The 14,756-nt window shown below is 51.0% G+C and carries 15 protein-coding genes; 2 read left to right on the forward strand and 13 right to left on the reverse strand.

The features are described from left to right. Positions 1-21: 21 nt before the first annotated feature. The 3 genes from P40081_RS30980 to P40081_RS30990 form a co-directional block, all read right to left on the reverse strand. Positions 22-801, reverse strand: coding sequence for a LytTR family transcriptional regulator DNA-binding domain-containing protein (locus tag P40081_RS30980; protein WP_042139918.1), 780 nt, complete (start codon positions 799-801; stop codon positions 22-24). A gap of 215 nt (positions 802-1,016) precedes the next feature. Next, positions 1,017-1,814, reverse strand: a complete 798-nt coding sequence (locus tag P40081_RS30985) for a TrmH family RNA methyltransferase (RefSeq protein ID WP_042139919.1) — start codon at positions 1,812-1,814, stop codon at positions 1,017-1,019. 306 nt (positions 1,815-2,120) lie between these two features. Continuing rightward, a complete protein-coding gene (locus tag P40081_RS30990) occupies positions 2,121-2,804 on the reverse strand; it encodes a potassium channel family protein (protein WP_144026190.1) in 684 nt (227 codons plus the stop codon). Between the two features lie 171 nt (positions 2,805-2,975). Between P40081_RS30990 and P40081_RS30995 the strand changes: the two genes are divergently transcribed. Next, positions 2,976-3,212, forward strand: a complete 237-nt coding sequence (locus P40081_RS30995; RefSeq protein WP_042139923.1) for a small acid-soluble spore protein SspI — start codon at positions 2,976-2,978, stop codon at positions 3,210-3,212. A 119-nt stretch (positions 3,213-3,331) separates the two neighbouring features. Here P40081_RS30995 and P40081_RS31000 read toward each other — a convergent pair whose 3' ends face one another. From P40081_RS31000 to P40081_RS31010, 3 genes are all read right to left on the reverse strand, one after another. Next, positions 3,332-4,918, reverse strand: a complete 1,587-nt coding sequence (locus tag P40081_RS31000) for a peptide chain release factor 3 (RefSeq protein ID WP_042139924.1) — start codon at positions 4,916-4,918, stop codon at positions 3,332-3,334. Positions 4,919-5,298: 380 nt separating this feature from the next. Further along, complete coding sequence (zwf, locus tag P40081_RS31005) at positions 5,299-6,849, reverse strand: glucose-6-phosphate dehydrogenase (RefSeq protein WP_039307355.1); 1,551 nt, start codon at positions 6,847-6,849, stop codon at positions 5,299-5,301. A 270-nt stretch (positions 6,850-7,119) separates the two neighbouring features. Then, positions 7,120-7,941, reverse strand: coding sequence for a YwmB family TATA-box binding protein (locus tag P40081_RS31010; protein ID WP_042139926.1), 822 nt, complete (start codon positions 7,939-7,941; stop codon positions 7,120-7,122). Between the two features lie 226 nt (positions 7,942-8,167). Between P40081_RS31010 and P40081_RS31015 the strand changes: the two genes are divergently transcribed. Continuing rightward, positions 8,168-9,502 carry an MATE family efflux transporter gene (locus P40081_RS31015; protein WP_042139928.1) on the forward strand — a complete coding sequence of 445 codons (1,335 nt, stop codon included), beginning with the start codon at positions 8,168-8,170 and terminating at the stop codon, positions 9,500-9,502. A 69-nt stretch (positions 9,503-9,571) separates the two neighbouring features. Here the strand turns inward: P40081_RS31015 and P40081_RS31020 are convergent, their stop codons facing one another. The 7 genes from P40081_RS31020 to P40081_RS31050 all read right to left on the reverse strand — a co-directional run bounded on the left by P40081_RS31020 (position 9,572) and on the right by P40081_RS31050 (position 14,490). Continuing rightward, complete coding sequence (locus tag P40081_RS31020; protein WP_039307403.1) at positions 9,572-10,225, reverse strand: response regulator; 654 nt, start codon at positions 10,223-10,225, stop codon at positions 9,572-9,574. Between the two features lie 21 nt (positions 10,226-10,246). Then, positions 10,247-11,281 (reverse strand): sensor histidine kinase, encoded by a 1,035-nt coding sequence (locus P40081_RS31025; protein ID WP_039307348.1) that lies wholly within the window; start codon positions 11,279-11,281, stop codon positions 10,247-10,249. A 46-nt stretch (positions 11,282-11,327) separates the two neighbouring features. Continuing rightward, a complete protein-coding gene (liaF, locus tag P40081_RS31030) occupies positions 11,328-11,975 on the reverse strand; it encodes a cell wall-active antibiotics response protein LiaF (protein WP_039307347.1) in 648 nt (215 codons plus the stop codon). A 298-nt stretch (positions 11,976-12,273) separates the two neighbouring features. Continuing rightward, positions 12,274-12,981, reverse strand: a complete 708-nt coding sequence (locus P40081_RS31035) for a PspA/IM30 family protein (RefSeq protein ID WP_039307345.1) — start codon at positions 12,979-12,981, stop codon at positions 12,274-12,276. A gap of 3 nt (positions 12,982-12,984) precedes the next feature. Further along, positions 12,985-13,461 (reverse strand): PspC domain-containing protein, encoded by a 477-nt coding sequence (locus tag P40081_RS31040; RefSeq protein WP_042139929.1) that lies wholly within the window; start codon positions 13,459-13,461, stop codon positions 12,985-12,987. Between the two features lie 4 nt (positions 13,462-13,465). Beyond that, positions 13,466-14,143 (reverse strand): PspA/IM30 family protein, encoded by a 678-nt coding sequence (locus P40081_RS31045; RefSeq protein WP_042139930.1) that lies wholly within the window; start codon positions 14,141-14,143, stop codon positions 13,466-13,468. A 47-nt stretch (positions 14,144-14,190) separates the two neighbouring features. Then, complete coding sequence (locus tag P40081_RS31050) at positions 14,191-14,490, reverse strand: LiaF transmembrane domain-containing protein (RefSeq protein ID WP_039307338.1); 300 nt, start codon at positions 14,488-14,490, stop codon at positions 14,191-14,193. Between the last annotated feature and the right edge of the window lie 266 nt (positions 14,491-14,756).

Consider the following 14,756-nt stretch of genomic DNA (forward strand, 5'->3'; position numbering starts at 1 on the left):
ATTATTAGCGCATATTACTTCTTAAATAAAACATTTTTGTGCGAAATTGTATTTTTTGCAGCTATCTACATAATTCAGATACTCCTTCTTCACCTGCTGCTTCACACGGCCTTCCGACCCTATACATATCGTTTGCCCATCGGATAATTGAAAGAAATCCCCACGCAGTTCCTCAATATGAACAAGATTAATCAAGTGTGACCGTGAAGCGATAATGAAATTCGGGTTGTTGATCAACTTCTTATAATAATTCAAGGTATACTGCAGCAGCTCATAATTTCCGTGCGGAGTGGTCATAATAACCCTCCTGTTTTTTTTGTACAGCTGAATGATATCCCGTTCACGCACGCTGATATAATCATAGTCTTCATTATTAAGGTACTTGAACCTGATCAGAGGCTCCCCCTCATTCCGGCTTCCTCCAATCAGGATATCTAAGCTGTGAATGGCCTCGGCCACCCCACTTCGCAGATTATTTTTAACAATCCACCTGTAAGCCCCATATTTATATCCTTCAACGGCTTGGTCGCAGCTGGTTGAGACCAGAATCAGAATATAATCATGATCTCTGGCATTGAGTATTTCGGCTGTGCGAAAGACTTGCCCGGAATCACTGTCTATTCCCAGAAAGATAATATTACAACTCTTATTCCGTACCTCAATATTACCCAGTATAGTTTGTGGATCACTCCATTTCTCAATACTGTATTCGCACTTCATCTTGCCCAAAATTCCGATTAGAGTCTGTTGCAGTTTCTCCAGGAAACTATCATTTTCATCATAAAGCACTATGTTATACATACAATTTCACCTCTAGTATCCATTTTAGAGATCCCTATATTTATTATTTATACCATTTTTACTCAAAAATGCAATTAGATATAACACCAAGTGGGGAATATCTCCCTATATTTCGACTGCAAGAAACCAAAAAAAATCCTGATGACTCAAGGGTTTCTTGAGCATCAGGACTACATGTATAGGTCCGTTCCAATGTCTAACTCATATTTTTCAATCTACTTTCCGTGGTTCCCCCGCTGCCGCATCCCCTCAAACAACAAAATCGTCGCTGCCATCGCCGCGTTCAGCGATTCGGCGCGGCCGGCCATCGGGATGATGATGCTCTTGTCGACAAGGGCTGCCGTCTCCGGCGAGATGCCTTTACCTTCGCTGCCGATCAGCAGCCACTGGCTGCCCTGGAAGTCATGGGTGTAACAGGAATCCTCACCCGTCAGCGAAGTGCTGACCAGCAGCGCGCCGCGTTCCCGCGCCTGCGGCAGAATCGTGCCGAGATCTCCCTCAACTACCGGGAGATGGAACATCGAGCCCATCGTGGAACGGATGGTCTTCGGATTGAAAAGATCGGCGCAGCCTTGGCCGAGGATCACCCCGTCCGCACCTGCCGCATCGGCACTGCGGATGATTGTGCCCACGTTGCCAGGGTCTTGGACCCCGTCCAGCACAACAACCAGACTATCCGGCTTCGCCAGGATGGCCTCCACGCCCTGCTGTTCCTTGCGCACAACCGCAAACACCGGCTGCGGTGTATTCGTGCTGCTGCACTTCGCAATCACCGCTGCTGACACGCCAATTACCTCCATGCCCTGCACGGCCTGAAGCAGAGGCTTCAGCTCGGACGGCATGCCTTTATCCAGATCAAAGGCCAGGCATTCCACATCTGCTTCCGCCTGCAACGCCTCCTGCACCAGATGGATGCCTTCTACGATATATTTACCGGACTTGTCGCGGTGCTTCTTCTCCTGCAGTCCAGCCCATTCCTTCACCCGCGTATTCTGCGGCGACATAATTTCCATGAGGTCCTACCTTTCTGTTGCTTGAAGATTCCTGATCTTAAGTATGCTACCTTAACTGTAGTTAGTACAACTAAAAACAGCCTTTACGCAGCAAATCCCCGTTTAACTGCACTCTGTACAATTAAAAGTAGCGGTTGGAGTAAAATTCCGCCATTTGTGTGATTTTAGTTGTACCAGATACATCTATTTGCAAATAACGTATTAATTCATTTAAAATAACTGCACAAAATACAACTAACCCTACTACCTGTACTTGTATCTGTACTTGAACCTGGCCTGTACCTGTAATCACTCATCCATACAGCCCTATTGATAAGCCATTTCCAGCTTCGTCAGGTTGTCCTTACGGCCGACGATGACAAGTACATCGCCCTCGCTCAAACGATCTTCCGCTCTGGGGGAAATATTCATTTCCTCACCCCGGCGGATAGCCATCACGTTACAGCCATATTTGGCACGAATGTTAAGCTCCTGCAAATTCTTGCCGAGCATCGGCCCGGAGACTTTCATATCCAGAATGCTGTAGTCCGGCGACAGCTCTATATAATCAAGGATGTTCGGCGAGGCCAGATGATGCGCCACCCGCATGCCCATATCCCGTTCAGGGTAGATTACCTTATCTGCACCGATTTTACTCAACACCTTGCCGTGCAACTCGCTTTTGGCCTTAACCAGAATTGCAGGTACGCCAAGATCCTTCAGGATCAGCGTGGTTAGAATACTGGCCTGAATATCCTCGCCAATCGCGACAACCACCACATCGAAGTTACGGATACCGAGTGCACGCAGTGCCTCTTCATCGGTCGAATCCGCGGATACGGCATGAGTAACAATATTCGATATTTCCTGGGTGCGCTGCTCATCCGCATCAATGGCCAGTACATCAAAGCCCATACCGCTGAGCGCCTTGGCTACACTTGAGCCGAAACGTCCCATTCCGATGACGGCATATTGTTTTTTTGCCATAATTGTTGTACCTCCCGCCCGCATTTTGCATCTCAAACAGTATAGCATAAGCCGTTATAAACTTGAATTTTCAGCGCTGCCGCAGGGCACCTTATTAAAAGCCTATGCTAACAAAACCTAAGCCCCTGCTCCCGAAGCCAGTTTTGCGAAGCTGAGCCAGGAAGCCTATGCCAACAAAACTTAAGGAGGTCGATTATGCCAGTCACCATTGATTTGCGCCAGGCTATTGTACACAAGATTCACGGACAGACCGAAGAAGGTCTGCGGGAAGTGATCGAGAACTCCGTGGACGGGCCGGAAGCCGCGCTTCCCGGACTCGGCGTTGTCTTCGAAATGATCTGGAAGGACCTTGATCCCGCCAAGCAGGACCGGGTGCTCTCCATGCTGCACAGACATCTGGAGAAACTCACGCCAGGGTCCATCACGTCCTAAAGAGGTTCATTCCGCCAAAAACCTCCGCCTCCACATGTGCAGCTGCACAGTGGATCGCGGAGGTTTTTTATAACAAACAATCGATAAGCGGTCAGCTTATCCTACTTCAACAGTACATCTCAAGGCGCGGTTTCCAGGAATTTAGCCGTCGGATTCTTCTCCATGGCGGTCCGCATGGCGTATTCGTTCTCGAACAGCACTACATAATTCCCCTTCTTATCGGTAACCAGTGTGGAGTTGATCCGGAATTTGCTTGCATCCGGCTTGGTGTCATCCACAATCCAGCGTGCGAACTGGTAGCTCATCCGCTGCAGCTGGACATCTACGCCGTACTCGCCCTTCATGCGGTACTCGAACACCTCGAACTGCAGCTGTCCGACGACGCCCAGCAGGATATCATCGAAGTTAACGGTGCGGAATACCTGGATCATGCCCTCTTCAGTTAACTGGTCAATGCCCTTCTGGAACTGCTTCGATTTCAGCGCATTCTTAATGCTCACTTTGGAGAAAATCTCCGGCGAGAAGGTCGGCAGCTCATCGAATTCGATATCCCCTGCCTGACTCAGCGTATCGCCAATCCGGAAGATACCCGGGTCGAACAGACCGATAATATCACCCGGATACGCCTCTTCTACAATATCGCGGTCCTGGGCCAGGAACTGCTGCGGCTGGGACAGCTTGATGTCTTTGCCGGCACGCACATGCTTCACGCTCATGCCGCGCTCGAACTTGCCGGACACAATGCGCAGGAAGGCAATGCGGTCACGGTGAGCCGGGTTCATGTTAGCCTGGATTTTGAACACATAGCCGGTGAATTTCTCATTTGTCGGTTCAACAGATCCAGCTGTACTGCGGCGTGGTTCAGGCTTCGGTGCAAGATCCAGGAAGTTATCAAGGAAGGTCTGCACGCCGAAGTTGTTGATCGCACTGCCGAAGAATACCGGAGTAATCTCTCCGCGGAGTACTTTCTCATAGTCAAACGGATCGCCCGCTACATCCAGCAGCTCCAGATCCGCACATAATTGGTCATGCAGGTATTCTCCGGCCATCTCGCGGATGATCGGGTCGCGGTAGCTTTCCACTTTTTGTACTCTGATCACGGAATGATCGTCGCCCTGGAACAGCTCAACCTGATTCTTCATCCGGTCGTATACGCCGCACAGCTCACGGCCCATGCCGATCGGCCAGTTCATTGGCACAGAGCGGATACCCAGTACATTCTCCAGCTCTTCCATCAGCTCAAAGGGATTGCGGCCTTCACGGTCCAGCTTGTTGATGAAGGTGAAGATCGGAATGCCCCGCTTGGCACAGACCTGGAACAGCTTGATCGTCTGAGTTTCCACACCCTTGGCTACGTCGATCAGCATGACCGCACTGTCAGCCGCAGTAAGCGTACGGTAAGTGTCTTCACTGAAGTCCTGGTGACCCGGGGTATCCAGAATGTTCACCCGGTGATCCAGGTAATCAAACTGCATGACGGAAGAAGTGACCGAGATTCCGCGCTGCTTCTCAATTTCCATCCAGTCACTTGTGGCGTGCTTGCTTGCCTTACGGGCTTTAACTGTACCTGCCAGACGGATAGCGCCCCCGAAGAGGAGCAGTTTCTCGGTCAGCGTTGTTTTACCCGCATCGGGGTGGGAAATAATCGCAAAGGTTCTGCGTTTGTCTACTTCACTCTGAAGCTTGTGGTCCGGTGCCTTATTCATTACACATATCCCTTCATATATAAATTCATCCATGCTTCTGCTTCAATTACCGGATTTCATCAAATCGGTGCACTACTCATTCGTCCAGATCCTTTCACGTAGAATTCATCGTTACATCGTTGAAGTACGGTTTATAGGATATTTTATGGCGCCTTGCCTAGAAATTCTTTATTTTGAAAGCATCCTTTTTAGTATAGCAAAATCCGGCAAACATTATCTACAAAAAAGCTCCGCAAGTCAAATATCTTGCAATATTATGTACAGAAACTCCGACTTTAGCGCAAATTCGGCTGGCAGGTCCGCAGGAAATCCGTTATTCCGCAAAAAGATCCCCCTGCAGCGTATGCAGAGGGATCTCCAACAGTTCTCTTATTCAGGGCTTAGCGGTTAACCTGCCATACCACATTGTCTTCATCCTGGCCGTTGACCGGCCACCAGTGGAAGCCTTCGCCAGCCAGCAGCTGATCGGCTTCGACCGGCCCCCAGGAACCGGCAGGATAGGAAGCGAGATCGTTGCTCTCTTCCTTCCATGCCTTGGCGATACGGTCCACGAAGGACCAGGCAGAGGACACTTCATCCCAGCGGGTGAAGTAAGTGGAATCCCCGCGCGCAGCATCATGCAGCAGACGCTCATAAGCTTCCGGCGAATTGATGCCGATCATGCAGCTCTGGCAGAAATCCATCGCCAGCGGCTGAATTTCCGATTCGGAGCCCGGCTTCTTGGCATTGATCTTCACGTAGATGCCTTCCATCGGATTCACACGGATTACGAGCAGGTTCGGCTCCAGATTATGCTTCTGGCCCAGATAAACATTGGTCGGCATTCCTTTGAACTCTACAACCACTTCCGTAGTCTTCACAGGCAGACGTTTGCCGGTACGGATATAGAAGGGAACCCCTGCCCAGCGGAAGTTGTCTACAAATACACGGGCTGCGAAATACGTCTCCGTATTCGATTCCGGGTCCACCTTATCTTCCTGGCGGTAAGCCGGAAGGGTCTTGCCCTTGTAGAGCCCTTGCGTGTATTGACCGCGCACTACGTTCTCGCGAACCTCTTCCGCAGTAGCGTAAGGACGCAGCGAACGGAGCACCTTCACTTTCTCATCACGGATATCTTCAGCCAGCAGACGGCTTGGCGGTTCCATAGCGATCATTGTCAGCAGCTGCAGAATATGGTTCTGGCCCATATCGCGCAGTGCTCCGGCATGATCGTAATACCCGCCGCGCTCTTCCACACCCACGGTTTCCCCGAGTGTGATCTGAATGTTGGCGATATGCTTGTTGTTCCATAGCGGCTCGAAGAAAGCATTGGCGAACCGGATCACTTCAATATTCTGCACCATTTCCTTACCGAGGTAATGGTCAATCCGGTAAATCTCTTCTTCCTTGAACACCTGGCGGATTTGCTCGTTCAGCTGTTCAGCGGATTCCAGATTGTAGCCGAATGGCTTCTCGATCACCAGACGGTTCCAGCCCCGGGTCTGCAGCATGCCGCCAGCCTTCAGGTTGAAGGAGACACTGCCGAACAGTTCAGGTGCAAGCGCCAGATAGAACAGGCGGTTGCCCGGAATATGGAACTTCTCTTCGAGCGCTTCCGTCTGGGCATTCAGCTCACGGAAACCGTCGATATTGTTGATGTCCAGAGACTTGTATTCGAAATGCTGCACGAACTCGTTCCATTCCGCAGCATCTCCTGCCTGGTAGCGGCAGAACTCGCGGATGGATTCCTTCACATCTTCCCGGAATTCATCCTGGGTACGGGGACGCCGAGCCACGCCAATTACCGCAAAATCATGTGTCAGCTTGCCTTCACGGTACAAACTGTAAATCGCCGGGAAAAGCTTACGCCGGGCTAGATCTCCGGTTGCCCCGAAGATAAAGAATACAGCACCGGGTGTATGCAGTGCATCAAGGGTTTGATTTTCAGCCATGGCTCCTCATCTCTCTGTATGTAATATAGTTGACATTCATTCTCAGCGGCGGTCATGATATAAAATACGCATGACGGCGTGATGTCATTTTATCATAATTGCACTAAGGATGCTATCACATTCCTGACAGTTTTTCTCGGGATTTCGTAATTTTCCATTACTCTTTCTTATGCTTTCACATGTTCCCGCTTATACTACCGATATTATACCGCCCCGCCAAAAGCTCCGCAACGTGGAGCCGCTGCGGAGTAAGCCCGGAAATCTCCGGCTTCAATATTCGATCGTAATCAGCGGAAGTCCGAGGGTCACACGGTTTCTGTCCTCATTCCCGTCCCTGTGCACCGCCAGCTGGAGCGCAAGCTCATGTCCGCCGCTGCTGACGGTGCGCTGCAGGCCGGGCACGCTATACGAACGGCTGGATGTAGTTTCATCTGCGTAATTCTCTTCCGCATGAATGCCGGGGAGCTGCGCTGCAAGGTTCTGCTCTGTGGCCAGGAGCGCGCCCTGAGGTCCGCTCTGCTCCTTCGCCGGAGCCTGCAGCGAGACGTTCCACTCTGCCGCAATACCCGCCTGAAGCATCGCCTTTCCCGCGTCTCCGGCTGCTGCCGGAAGCTTGGGCGAGCCCAGAAGATCCGCCGTCTCGAAGGTGACGATGCAATAACTCCGTCCGCCGCCGAGCTCGCTCCAGAACAGGGAGACCTGCGCTCCTCCGCTGAGTTCTGCGGAGGAACGTAAGGTTAGATGCCCGTCCTCATCAGAGGAGCTGACTTCACCGAGTCCAAGCCGGGAAGACAGGTTCTGTACAGTAGCGTCTGCCGCAGCTTCTCCGCTATATTCTCCCTGCCACTTCAATACGAGCCGGAGCGGAGCCCCGGGAGCAGATACCTCGCGGCCGAGTGTAGTCAGCAGCGCCAGAGAATCCTGAAGCTCTCCCGCACCGGCCGTAGAAGCAGTGACCGCAGACACAGCAGATACTTCCTGTAAGCCATTTCCTCCGGCTGTCCCCGCGCTGCGGAAGCCGCTAAGCAGCATAACCGCCACACACAAGCCCGCCAGCACCAGTATCACTCTGCTCTGTCCTCTGTTCCCCACTCTGCATCTCCCTCTCAATCCGTTCTAGTAATCTACTAGACAGGATATCCAGCTTCAGAGAAAGATATACCCCGCTGAGAGAGACTGTCTGAGACTCCCGATCCGGCAGCTGCATAGTTCACTCGGAATGTAATGAGATTTTAATCATTTCTATAGAAGTATTTATTAGTTTATATTTCCATTAATAGGATTCATATTATAAACATAGAAGAGGTACTCAATCAGCATGCTTAAAAAGTGGTTTCACCGAAACAGCGCTGACTTCCGGCTTATCAACGATCTGGTTGTCCCTATGCTTTTCCTCCAGATCCTCCAGCTTCTCTTTCAGCTCGGCGACCAGGCGATTATCGGCAGGCTTGGCGTTGAAGAATTTGCCGCAGTGGGCATCGCCTCATCTTTTATTTTTCTGATCACCGGAACGATCGGCATTCTATGCGCAGCCTTCAACATCATCGGCGGAAGATTCTTTGGCAACAATGATATTCCTAAGTTTGGCCAAGCTTTTAATACAAGCATGACAATGTCCATCATGATCGGCATCCTGTTCGAACTGCTGCTGTTAGGGACTGGCAGATGGATATTGGGCACGGTCTATGATCTGAATTTCGCACCTGCCACTCATTATTTGTATATCAGCGGAATGACCATGGGCATGAATATGGTTCTGTTTAATTTCTCAGCCTATTTCAAGAACATCAATCAAGCCAAGCTGTTAACATTCAGTTTCGCGGCAGCAGGCATCGTGAATATATTCTTCGATTATGTGCTCGTCTTCGGCAAATGGGGATTTCCTGCGCTGGGTATGAGCGGCGCCGCTGTCGGCTCTGTCGCGGGCTATGGTGCGAGCATTATAGTCTGCATCTATTTTTTCCGCAAAAGCAGCTTATTCAGCTTCTCTCTTCAGATCAACTGGCCCATTGCCAAGCAGCTGCTAAAACTCTATTTCCCGATGGCCCTTCAGGACCTTATAGAATACACTTTGTTTGCAATGGGCATCATGGCGATCATCTCCAGAATGGATTCTGAATTCATCGCGTCATACACCGTTGTGACAACTTTGCTTGAGATCATTATGATTCCCATGTACTGCTTCGCGGGCAGCTGTATGACAATTACCGCCCAGGCCTACGGCAAGCAGCAAGCAGGGTACACCAAATATTCGTATTTGTCACTCCAGCTTATGTTAATGATCAGCATTCCGCTAACCTTGATCGTGATCTCCTTCTCCTATCCGCTTATCGCCATCATCACAGACAAGGCCGTTGTCATCTCACTAGTGGAACATGTTCTTCCGCTGGCGCTGGCGCTGAATCTGATGAACGGGCTGCAGATGATTATGCGCTCTACCCTGCAGGCGATTGACCTGGAGAAGTGGGTGCTTGTGTACTCGGGGGTGGTGTATGCAGTATCCCTGGTGATCATTTATATATGTATCCGGAAGCTCGAACTAACCGGTGTCTATCTCGGGTTTGGGGTTAGTTATCTGCTCTTATCCTTAGGTTATGTATACAAACTGCAAGGACGTGAGCCTTACGCGCACGCAAAAACACTTTCAAGATAACTCCCCGTCCCTCCCGGGCCAGGGCTGATTTCTCTTGAAAGTGCGTAATGGCTTCTATGGTCTAAGGCTTTATTCCGCCAGTCCATTCTTATATGCGTAAATAGCCGCCTGGGTCCGGTCTTCGACGCCCAGCTTGGCGAGAATATTCGTGACATGGAATTTCACTGTCTTGATTCCAATAATTAATTGATCGGCAATATCCTGATTGGACTTGCCCTGGGCCAGCAGCTTCAGTACTTCCATCTCGCGTTCGGTAAGTTCCTTGTAGGCCGGAGATTCACCTCTGGCATTCGAGCGGAACCGGTTCATCATTTTGGAAGCCACTTGTGATTCCAGCACGGACTGCCCTCTTGCGGCAGCCCGGATTGCATCGGCGACTTCACTGGCCCGCGAGGTTTTGAGCAGATAGCTGAACGCGCCGGCTTCAATGACCGGATACATTTTCTCATCATCCAAATAACTGGTCAGCACTATAACTTTGCAGTCCGGGTACAGCTTCAGCAGCTGTCTTGTTGTTTCGATCCCGTCCATACCGTCCATCACCAGATCCATCAGCACCACATCCGGATTATATTCCTGTGCCAGCCGGATTCCTTCTTCGCCGCTTCCGGCTTCACCTACAACTTCAATCCCATCCTCGGTGCCAAGCACCGCAGCAAGTCCGATCCGGACCATTTCGTGATCGTCCACCAGCAGGACCTTGATCGCTTCCGCTTCCTCCATCTCCATGGTTACCCTTGCCCCCTATTCATTGACTACCGGTACGGTAATATCAATCCGCATTCCTTTGCCCGGAGCGGTGATGAACTGGATCGAGCCCCCGATCTCTGTTATCCGCTCCTGCATATTCGAAAGTCCGTAGGATGTCTGCTTGCTCTCATCCATCTCAAAGCCGATCCCGTCATCGCGCAGCGTCAGACGGACCGTATCGCCGCGGCGGTGCAGGCGGATCTCCAGCTTCTCCGCTTTGGCATGGCGCAGCGTGTTCGAAATCGCCTCCTGCACAATGCGGAACAAATGATTCTCGACGCCTTTGAGCAGCTGCACGCCCTGATCCATCTCGAACACAATATCAATCGGAACCTTGATCTTCAGTTCCTTGATCAGCTCCTGCAGCCCCTGCTCCAGCCCCTTGCCTTCCAGATATACCGGCCGCAGGTGCAGCAGCAGTGCCCGCATCTCCGACTGGGCTACGGCGGACATCTCCTCAATCAGCGCAATTTGCCGCTGCGCCTTGTCGAAATCCTTCTCCAGCGTCCGGCCTACAGCCGTTGCCGTCATCGAGATCGCGAACAGCTGCTGGGATACGGCATCATGCAGCTCGCGTGCCAGCCGCTGGCGTTCCTCGATAATCGCCGTCACCCGGGCTTGCTCGGCAAGCTTGGCATTATTGGTGGAGAGCCGCTGCAGCGTAGTCACCTGATTCTCCCACTTGCCGCCGATCCGTCCGAGCTGTTCCCCGAGCCGGCCCAGCTCATCATGGCCCAGATCCGGCATTACCGGGGTGAGGTTGCCCTTCTCCCAGGCTACCAGTGTCGCCCGCAGCAGCTCCAGCTTGCGCTTGCTGCGGAAGCCCTGATAGAACCCGTACCCGATGCCGAAGGCCATCGGCAGCAGAATCAGCGTCATTGCCGTTCTCACGCCGACCTTCCAGTCCTCAAACGGCTGTAATAATCCATATGTATACATAATGTATGTAATAACAAGCAGCATGATCAAAGAGAACAGAGCCCCCTCGCCCATACTGCGCGTTACCATGTTACTGCTTTTTTTGCCCATGCCCGGGAGCCCTCCCTTCCATCTCTCTGCTCATATGCTGTATTCATCAGGGAAACCGTATGTCGAGATCACCCATCAGATATGAGATATTGAATTTCACTTTATGCTCACTGCTGTCGTAGTTGGGTGACTTCCAGTTCAGCCGGTTCAGCATCCCTGTGTCCCGGTGACTGCCGGATTCAATAGAGCCGAACAGCACGAAGGCTTCGATCTCTACCCCGTAATCCTCGGACATCAGAATATCCACATCGCCAAAAATACCCTGGAACAGCATAATTGTCTCTTGTTCTTCCGCCATCGCCAGCGAAAGATCCACATCCGCCTCACCCAGCACATGCCAGGCACTGAGGCTGCGCATGACCCACGGCGAGAGATCCCAGTCGAATCTGGAAGAGAAGCTTTGCTTCTGCATAAACCCGGCCTTGCGCTGCATTCTTTTGGATTTGACAAAGAACATCCCCAGCGAAATCAGGCAGATTCCAAGCACCAGCAGCAGATGGTCCAGCAGCAGCAGCACCGCGCCGATCCCCAGAAGCTTATACCCCTGCTTCACCTTGCCTGACGTTGTCCGGTAAATCCCCAGCAGCAGGAACAGGAGTGCGACAATGGAGAAGAAGCCGATCCATTTGCCAAAAATCATCAAGCAGCCGACACCAATCAGTCCGATGGCAATCAAACGGTTCCGTTTATCCATTCCGCACCTCCTTAAAGTTTTGCCAAGCAGAAACAGCTACGCCGTCTTTTAAGGGACGGTGCGTTTCAGCGAGAAATAGAAGGATAAGTTATCATGCCAGCATATAAATTCTTATATTTGAAGCAAAACTGACTTCGTAAGCATAATCTAAGTTTTGCCAAGCTGACTTCGCAAGCCTCAGCTTATCTGCAGCTATAACCGCTTCCCGCTACAAAAGCCATACCGGTATGGAGAATCCATACCGTATGGCTTTACCTTGTTCAGCATATCATATCTGCCTATTCTTTAGGAACAGGCATTATTCTTCTTTTTTATCAAGTGAAGGAGCTGCCGGAGCAGAATTCAGCTTGCTCTTCAGTGCTGCGAGCTGTTCTTCCACTTTGAGCTGCTTCTCAGGATCTACCGGCTTAGCATATGCGGTTGCCGAAGGGCTATACGGAGCACGCATAACATCTGCTTCCGCTTCAAGCTGCATGATCTTTTCTTCCATGCGGTGGAATCCAAGGGATGCACTTCCGCTTTCAATGGAATGTACACTGCTGATCTGGGACATTTGCTTCTTGGCTTTGGCCATTTGAGCGCGGGAGACCAGTTCATTACGTTTGTTGCGCAGCTTGTAGAACTCATCCTTCATATCATGAAGCTGCTGCACCAGTTCCTTGGCTTGAACCTCAGCCTGGGCGTGAAGCTCGCTGTATTCAACATGCTTCTGGTCGAAATAAATCTTCTCTTCCAGCAGCTTGCGGGTAACTTCCTCCTGGCCGTTCTTAAGCGCAAGTTCCGCTTGTGCTGCACGCTGTCCGGATACCTTAGCAGCTTCATCCACACGCTGCTTCATACGGCGTTCGTTGGCCATCTGCTTCGCTACCGTTACTTCAGCCTCATGAATCTCAGCCTCCATATCGCGCAGATATTGATTCAGCATTACGATTGGGTCCTCTACCTTATCCAACATGTCGTTTACCGACGCTTTAGTCATATCTTTAATCCGTTTGAATACTCCCATAATTTACACTTCTCCCTTCTCGTATTTAGACAGTTTTTGTTTGAGCTCTTCTACTTCTTTTTGCAGTGCCTTCTTCTCAATATCCTTCATCATGGCATCCAGACCGGAATCGGGGGCCGTGTAAGCGCCCGCTTTGTCATAGCCGGGATTATAGCCAGGCTGTCCGCCGTATGGGCCATATCCTTGTTGTCCCTGAGGTCCCTGCGGTCCGCGGCCATGCTCAGGTCTGCCTGAGTAAGGACCGCCATATGGGCCGCCCGGCGCACCGGGTCCAGGTCCGAAGGGATTATACTGGGTAGGCTCCTTGGGAATTACCATTGCTGCGATAAGGTACACCAGGATAGTGGCTCCTCCGCTAAAAGGAATGCTGACCACCAGCAGAATTCTGAACAGTGTGGAGTCGATGCCGAGTGTCTCGGACAATCCGCCTGCCAGCCCTGTCATTACCCTGTCTCTGGTTGAACGGTACAATCGGGTCATAGTACTACTCCTTTCTGCCATCATTGTTCAGCTTCTCCTTCAGGCGGGCCATTTCTCTTTCGAGCACGGTCGCCACCGTCTCACCGGCCTGCACTGCGTATTCCTGTCCCATCCGCCGCAAATCGCTCAGGCTTTTGGCTTCCAGCTCCCAATCGGTCATCTTGTCCTCCAGACGGCCGAACATCTTGGGAACATCACCGCCGCCGTAAGCACTCGCTCTTTGATTCATGCGCTGCTGCAGCCGAAGTGATTCCATCCGGGCTGCATAGAACTGGCGTTTGCTGTACACTGTCTGATACTCAATTTTGAGTTCATTCAACTGGTTTTCAAGCTCAAAGAGTGATTGCTGGCTGGTTTCCAGCAGCCCGCTGTATTGCTCCAGCTTTTCCTCGTGGATAATTTTCTCCTGCAATGCCAGTTTGGCGAGATGATCTTCGCCGGCCTTGAGCGCGAGGAGTGCCTGCTCTTCACGTTTGTTTCTCATGGCGGTTGCCTGATTCACCTGCTGCTGCAATTGCTTCGTATGGGAAGCGTACTGCTGGTACAGCCGCTCAGCCTCCCCAATTTCCTCACGGGTTGAATGTAGAAATTGATCAATCAGCTTCACGGGATCCTGACTCTGCTCCAGGCGTTCATTCAAGTTGGCTACGGTGATATCCCTCATTCTGCGAAAAACACTCATGATTTCCTGTTCCCTCCCTGCTTCTAATTAAGTAATTGTTCTACCTCTTAGTATGTTCTGCTCCGCTTACCCCGGAGTACCGAGATGCCCCACACTACCAGCGCCACACCGAGCAGCGGTCCGATAATCCAGGAAAGCTTGGAGAGCAGGGACATGATACCGATGAACATTACCACCCAGCCGATAATCTTGCGTCCGCTCTTAATTCCGTAGTATCCGAGAACCACCAGCAATACCGGGAACAGGATGCCGAAGATGCCGTGAATCAAATGAGGCAAAATCCCTAACAGCATTACCGCTCCAATTGCAATCAGCACAATCGCAAGTCCGTTACCTTTTCTTTGCATTTTTTCTCACCGCCTTTCGCTGATCTCTTTCTTATAACCTTATTCTAGGGTAAACCGCAGATTTTCAAAACAGACTGTGGACGGTTTTATGTACTGGACCTTAGTCGGGGACTTATGCACGACCGCAGACTGCGGGGCTCGGGAAATAATTCATCTTGCATAAAGCTACACAACTATTGTTGGACTCTACATTATAATGAAGACTTTTGTCGGATAATGTCCAGAATATGTCCACTTTACTGTGATAGAGTGTGATATATATCATT

The organism is Paenibacillus sp. FSL P4-0081 (assembly GCF_000758565.1).
Taxonomy (GTDB): domain Bacteria; phylum Bacillota; class Bacilli; order Paenibacillales; family Paenibacillaceae; genus Paenibacillus_AQ; species Paenibacillus_AQ phytohabitans.

Bases quoted from the DNA above. Each gene is read 5' to 3' on its own strand.
- P40081_RS31015 (WP_042139928.1), top strand. From the start codon at position 8,168: ATGCTTAAAAAGTGGTTTCACCGAAACAGCGCTGACTTCCGGCTTATC.
- P40081_RS31040 (WP_042139929.1), bottom strand. From the start codon at position 13,461: ATGACCCGATTGTACCGTTCAACCAGAGACAGGGTAATGACAGGGCTG.
- P40081_RS31000 (WP_042139924.1), bottom strand. From the start codon at position 4,918: ATGAATAAGGCACCGGACCACAAGCTTCAGAGTGAAGTAGACAAACGC.
- zwf (WP_039307355.1), bottom strand. From the start codon at position 6,849: ATGGCTGAAAATCAAACCCTTGATGCACTGCATACACCCGGTGCTGTA.
- P40081_RS31025 (WP_039307348.1), bottom strand. From the start codon at position 11,281: ATGGGCAAAAAAAGCAGTAACATGGTAACGCGCAGTATGGGCGAGGGG.
- P40081_RS31045 (WP_042139930.1), bottom strand. From the start codon at position 14,143: ATGAGTGTTTTTCGCAGAATGAGGGATATCACCGTAGCCAACTTGAAT.
- P40081_RS30995 (WP_042139923.1), top strand. From the start codon at position 2,976: ATGCCAGTCACCATTGATTTGCGCCAGGCTATTGTACACAAGATTCAC.
- P40081_RS30980 (WP_042139918.1), bottom strand. From the start codon at position 801: ATGTATAACATAGTGCTTTATGATGAAAATGATAGTTTCCTGGAGAAA.
- P40081_RS30990 (WP_144026190.1), bottom strand. From the start codon at position 2,804: ATGCGGGCGGGAGGTACAACAATTATGGCAAAAAAACAATATGCCGTC.
- P40081_RS31020 (WP_039307403.1), bottom strand. From the start codon at position 10,225: ATGGAGGAAGCGGAAGCGATCAAGGTCCTGCTGGTGGACGATCACGAA.
- liaF (WP_039307347.1), bottom strand. From the start codon at position 11,975: ATGGATAAACGGAACCGTTTGATTGCCATCGGACTGATTGGTGTCGGC.
- P40081_RS31050 (WP_039307338.1), bottom strand. From the start codon at position 14,490: ATGCAAAGAAAAGGTAACGGACTTGCGATTGTGCTGATTGCAATTGGA.
- P40081_RS30985 (WP_042139919.1), bottom strand. From the start codon at position 1,814: ATGGAAATTATGTCGCCGCAGAATACGCGGGTGAAGGAATGGGCTGGA.
- P40081_RS31035 (WP_039307345.1), bottom strand. From the start codon at position 12,981: ATGGGAGTATTCAAACGGATTAAAGATATGACTAAAGCGTCGGTAAAC.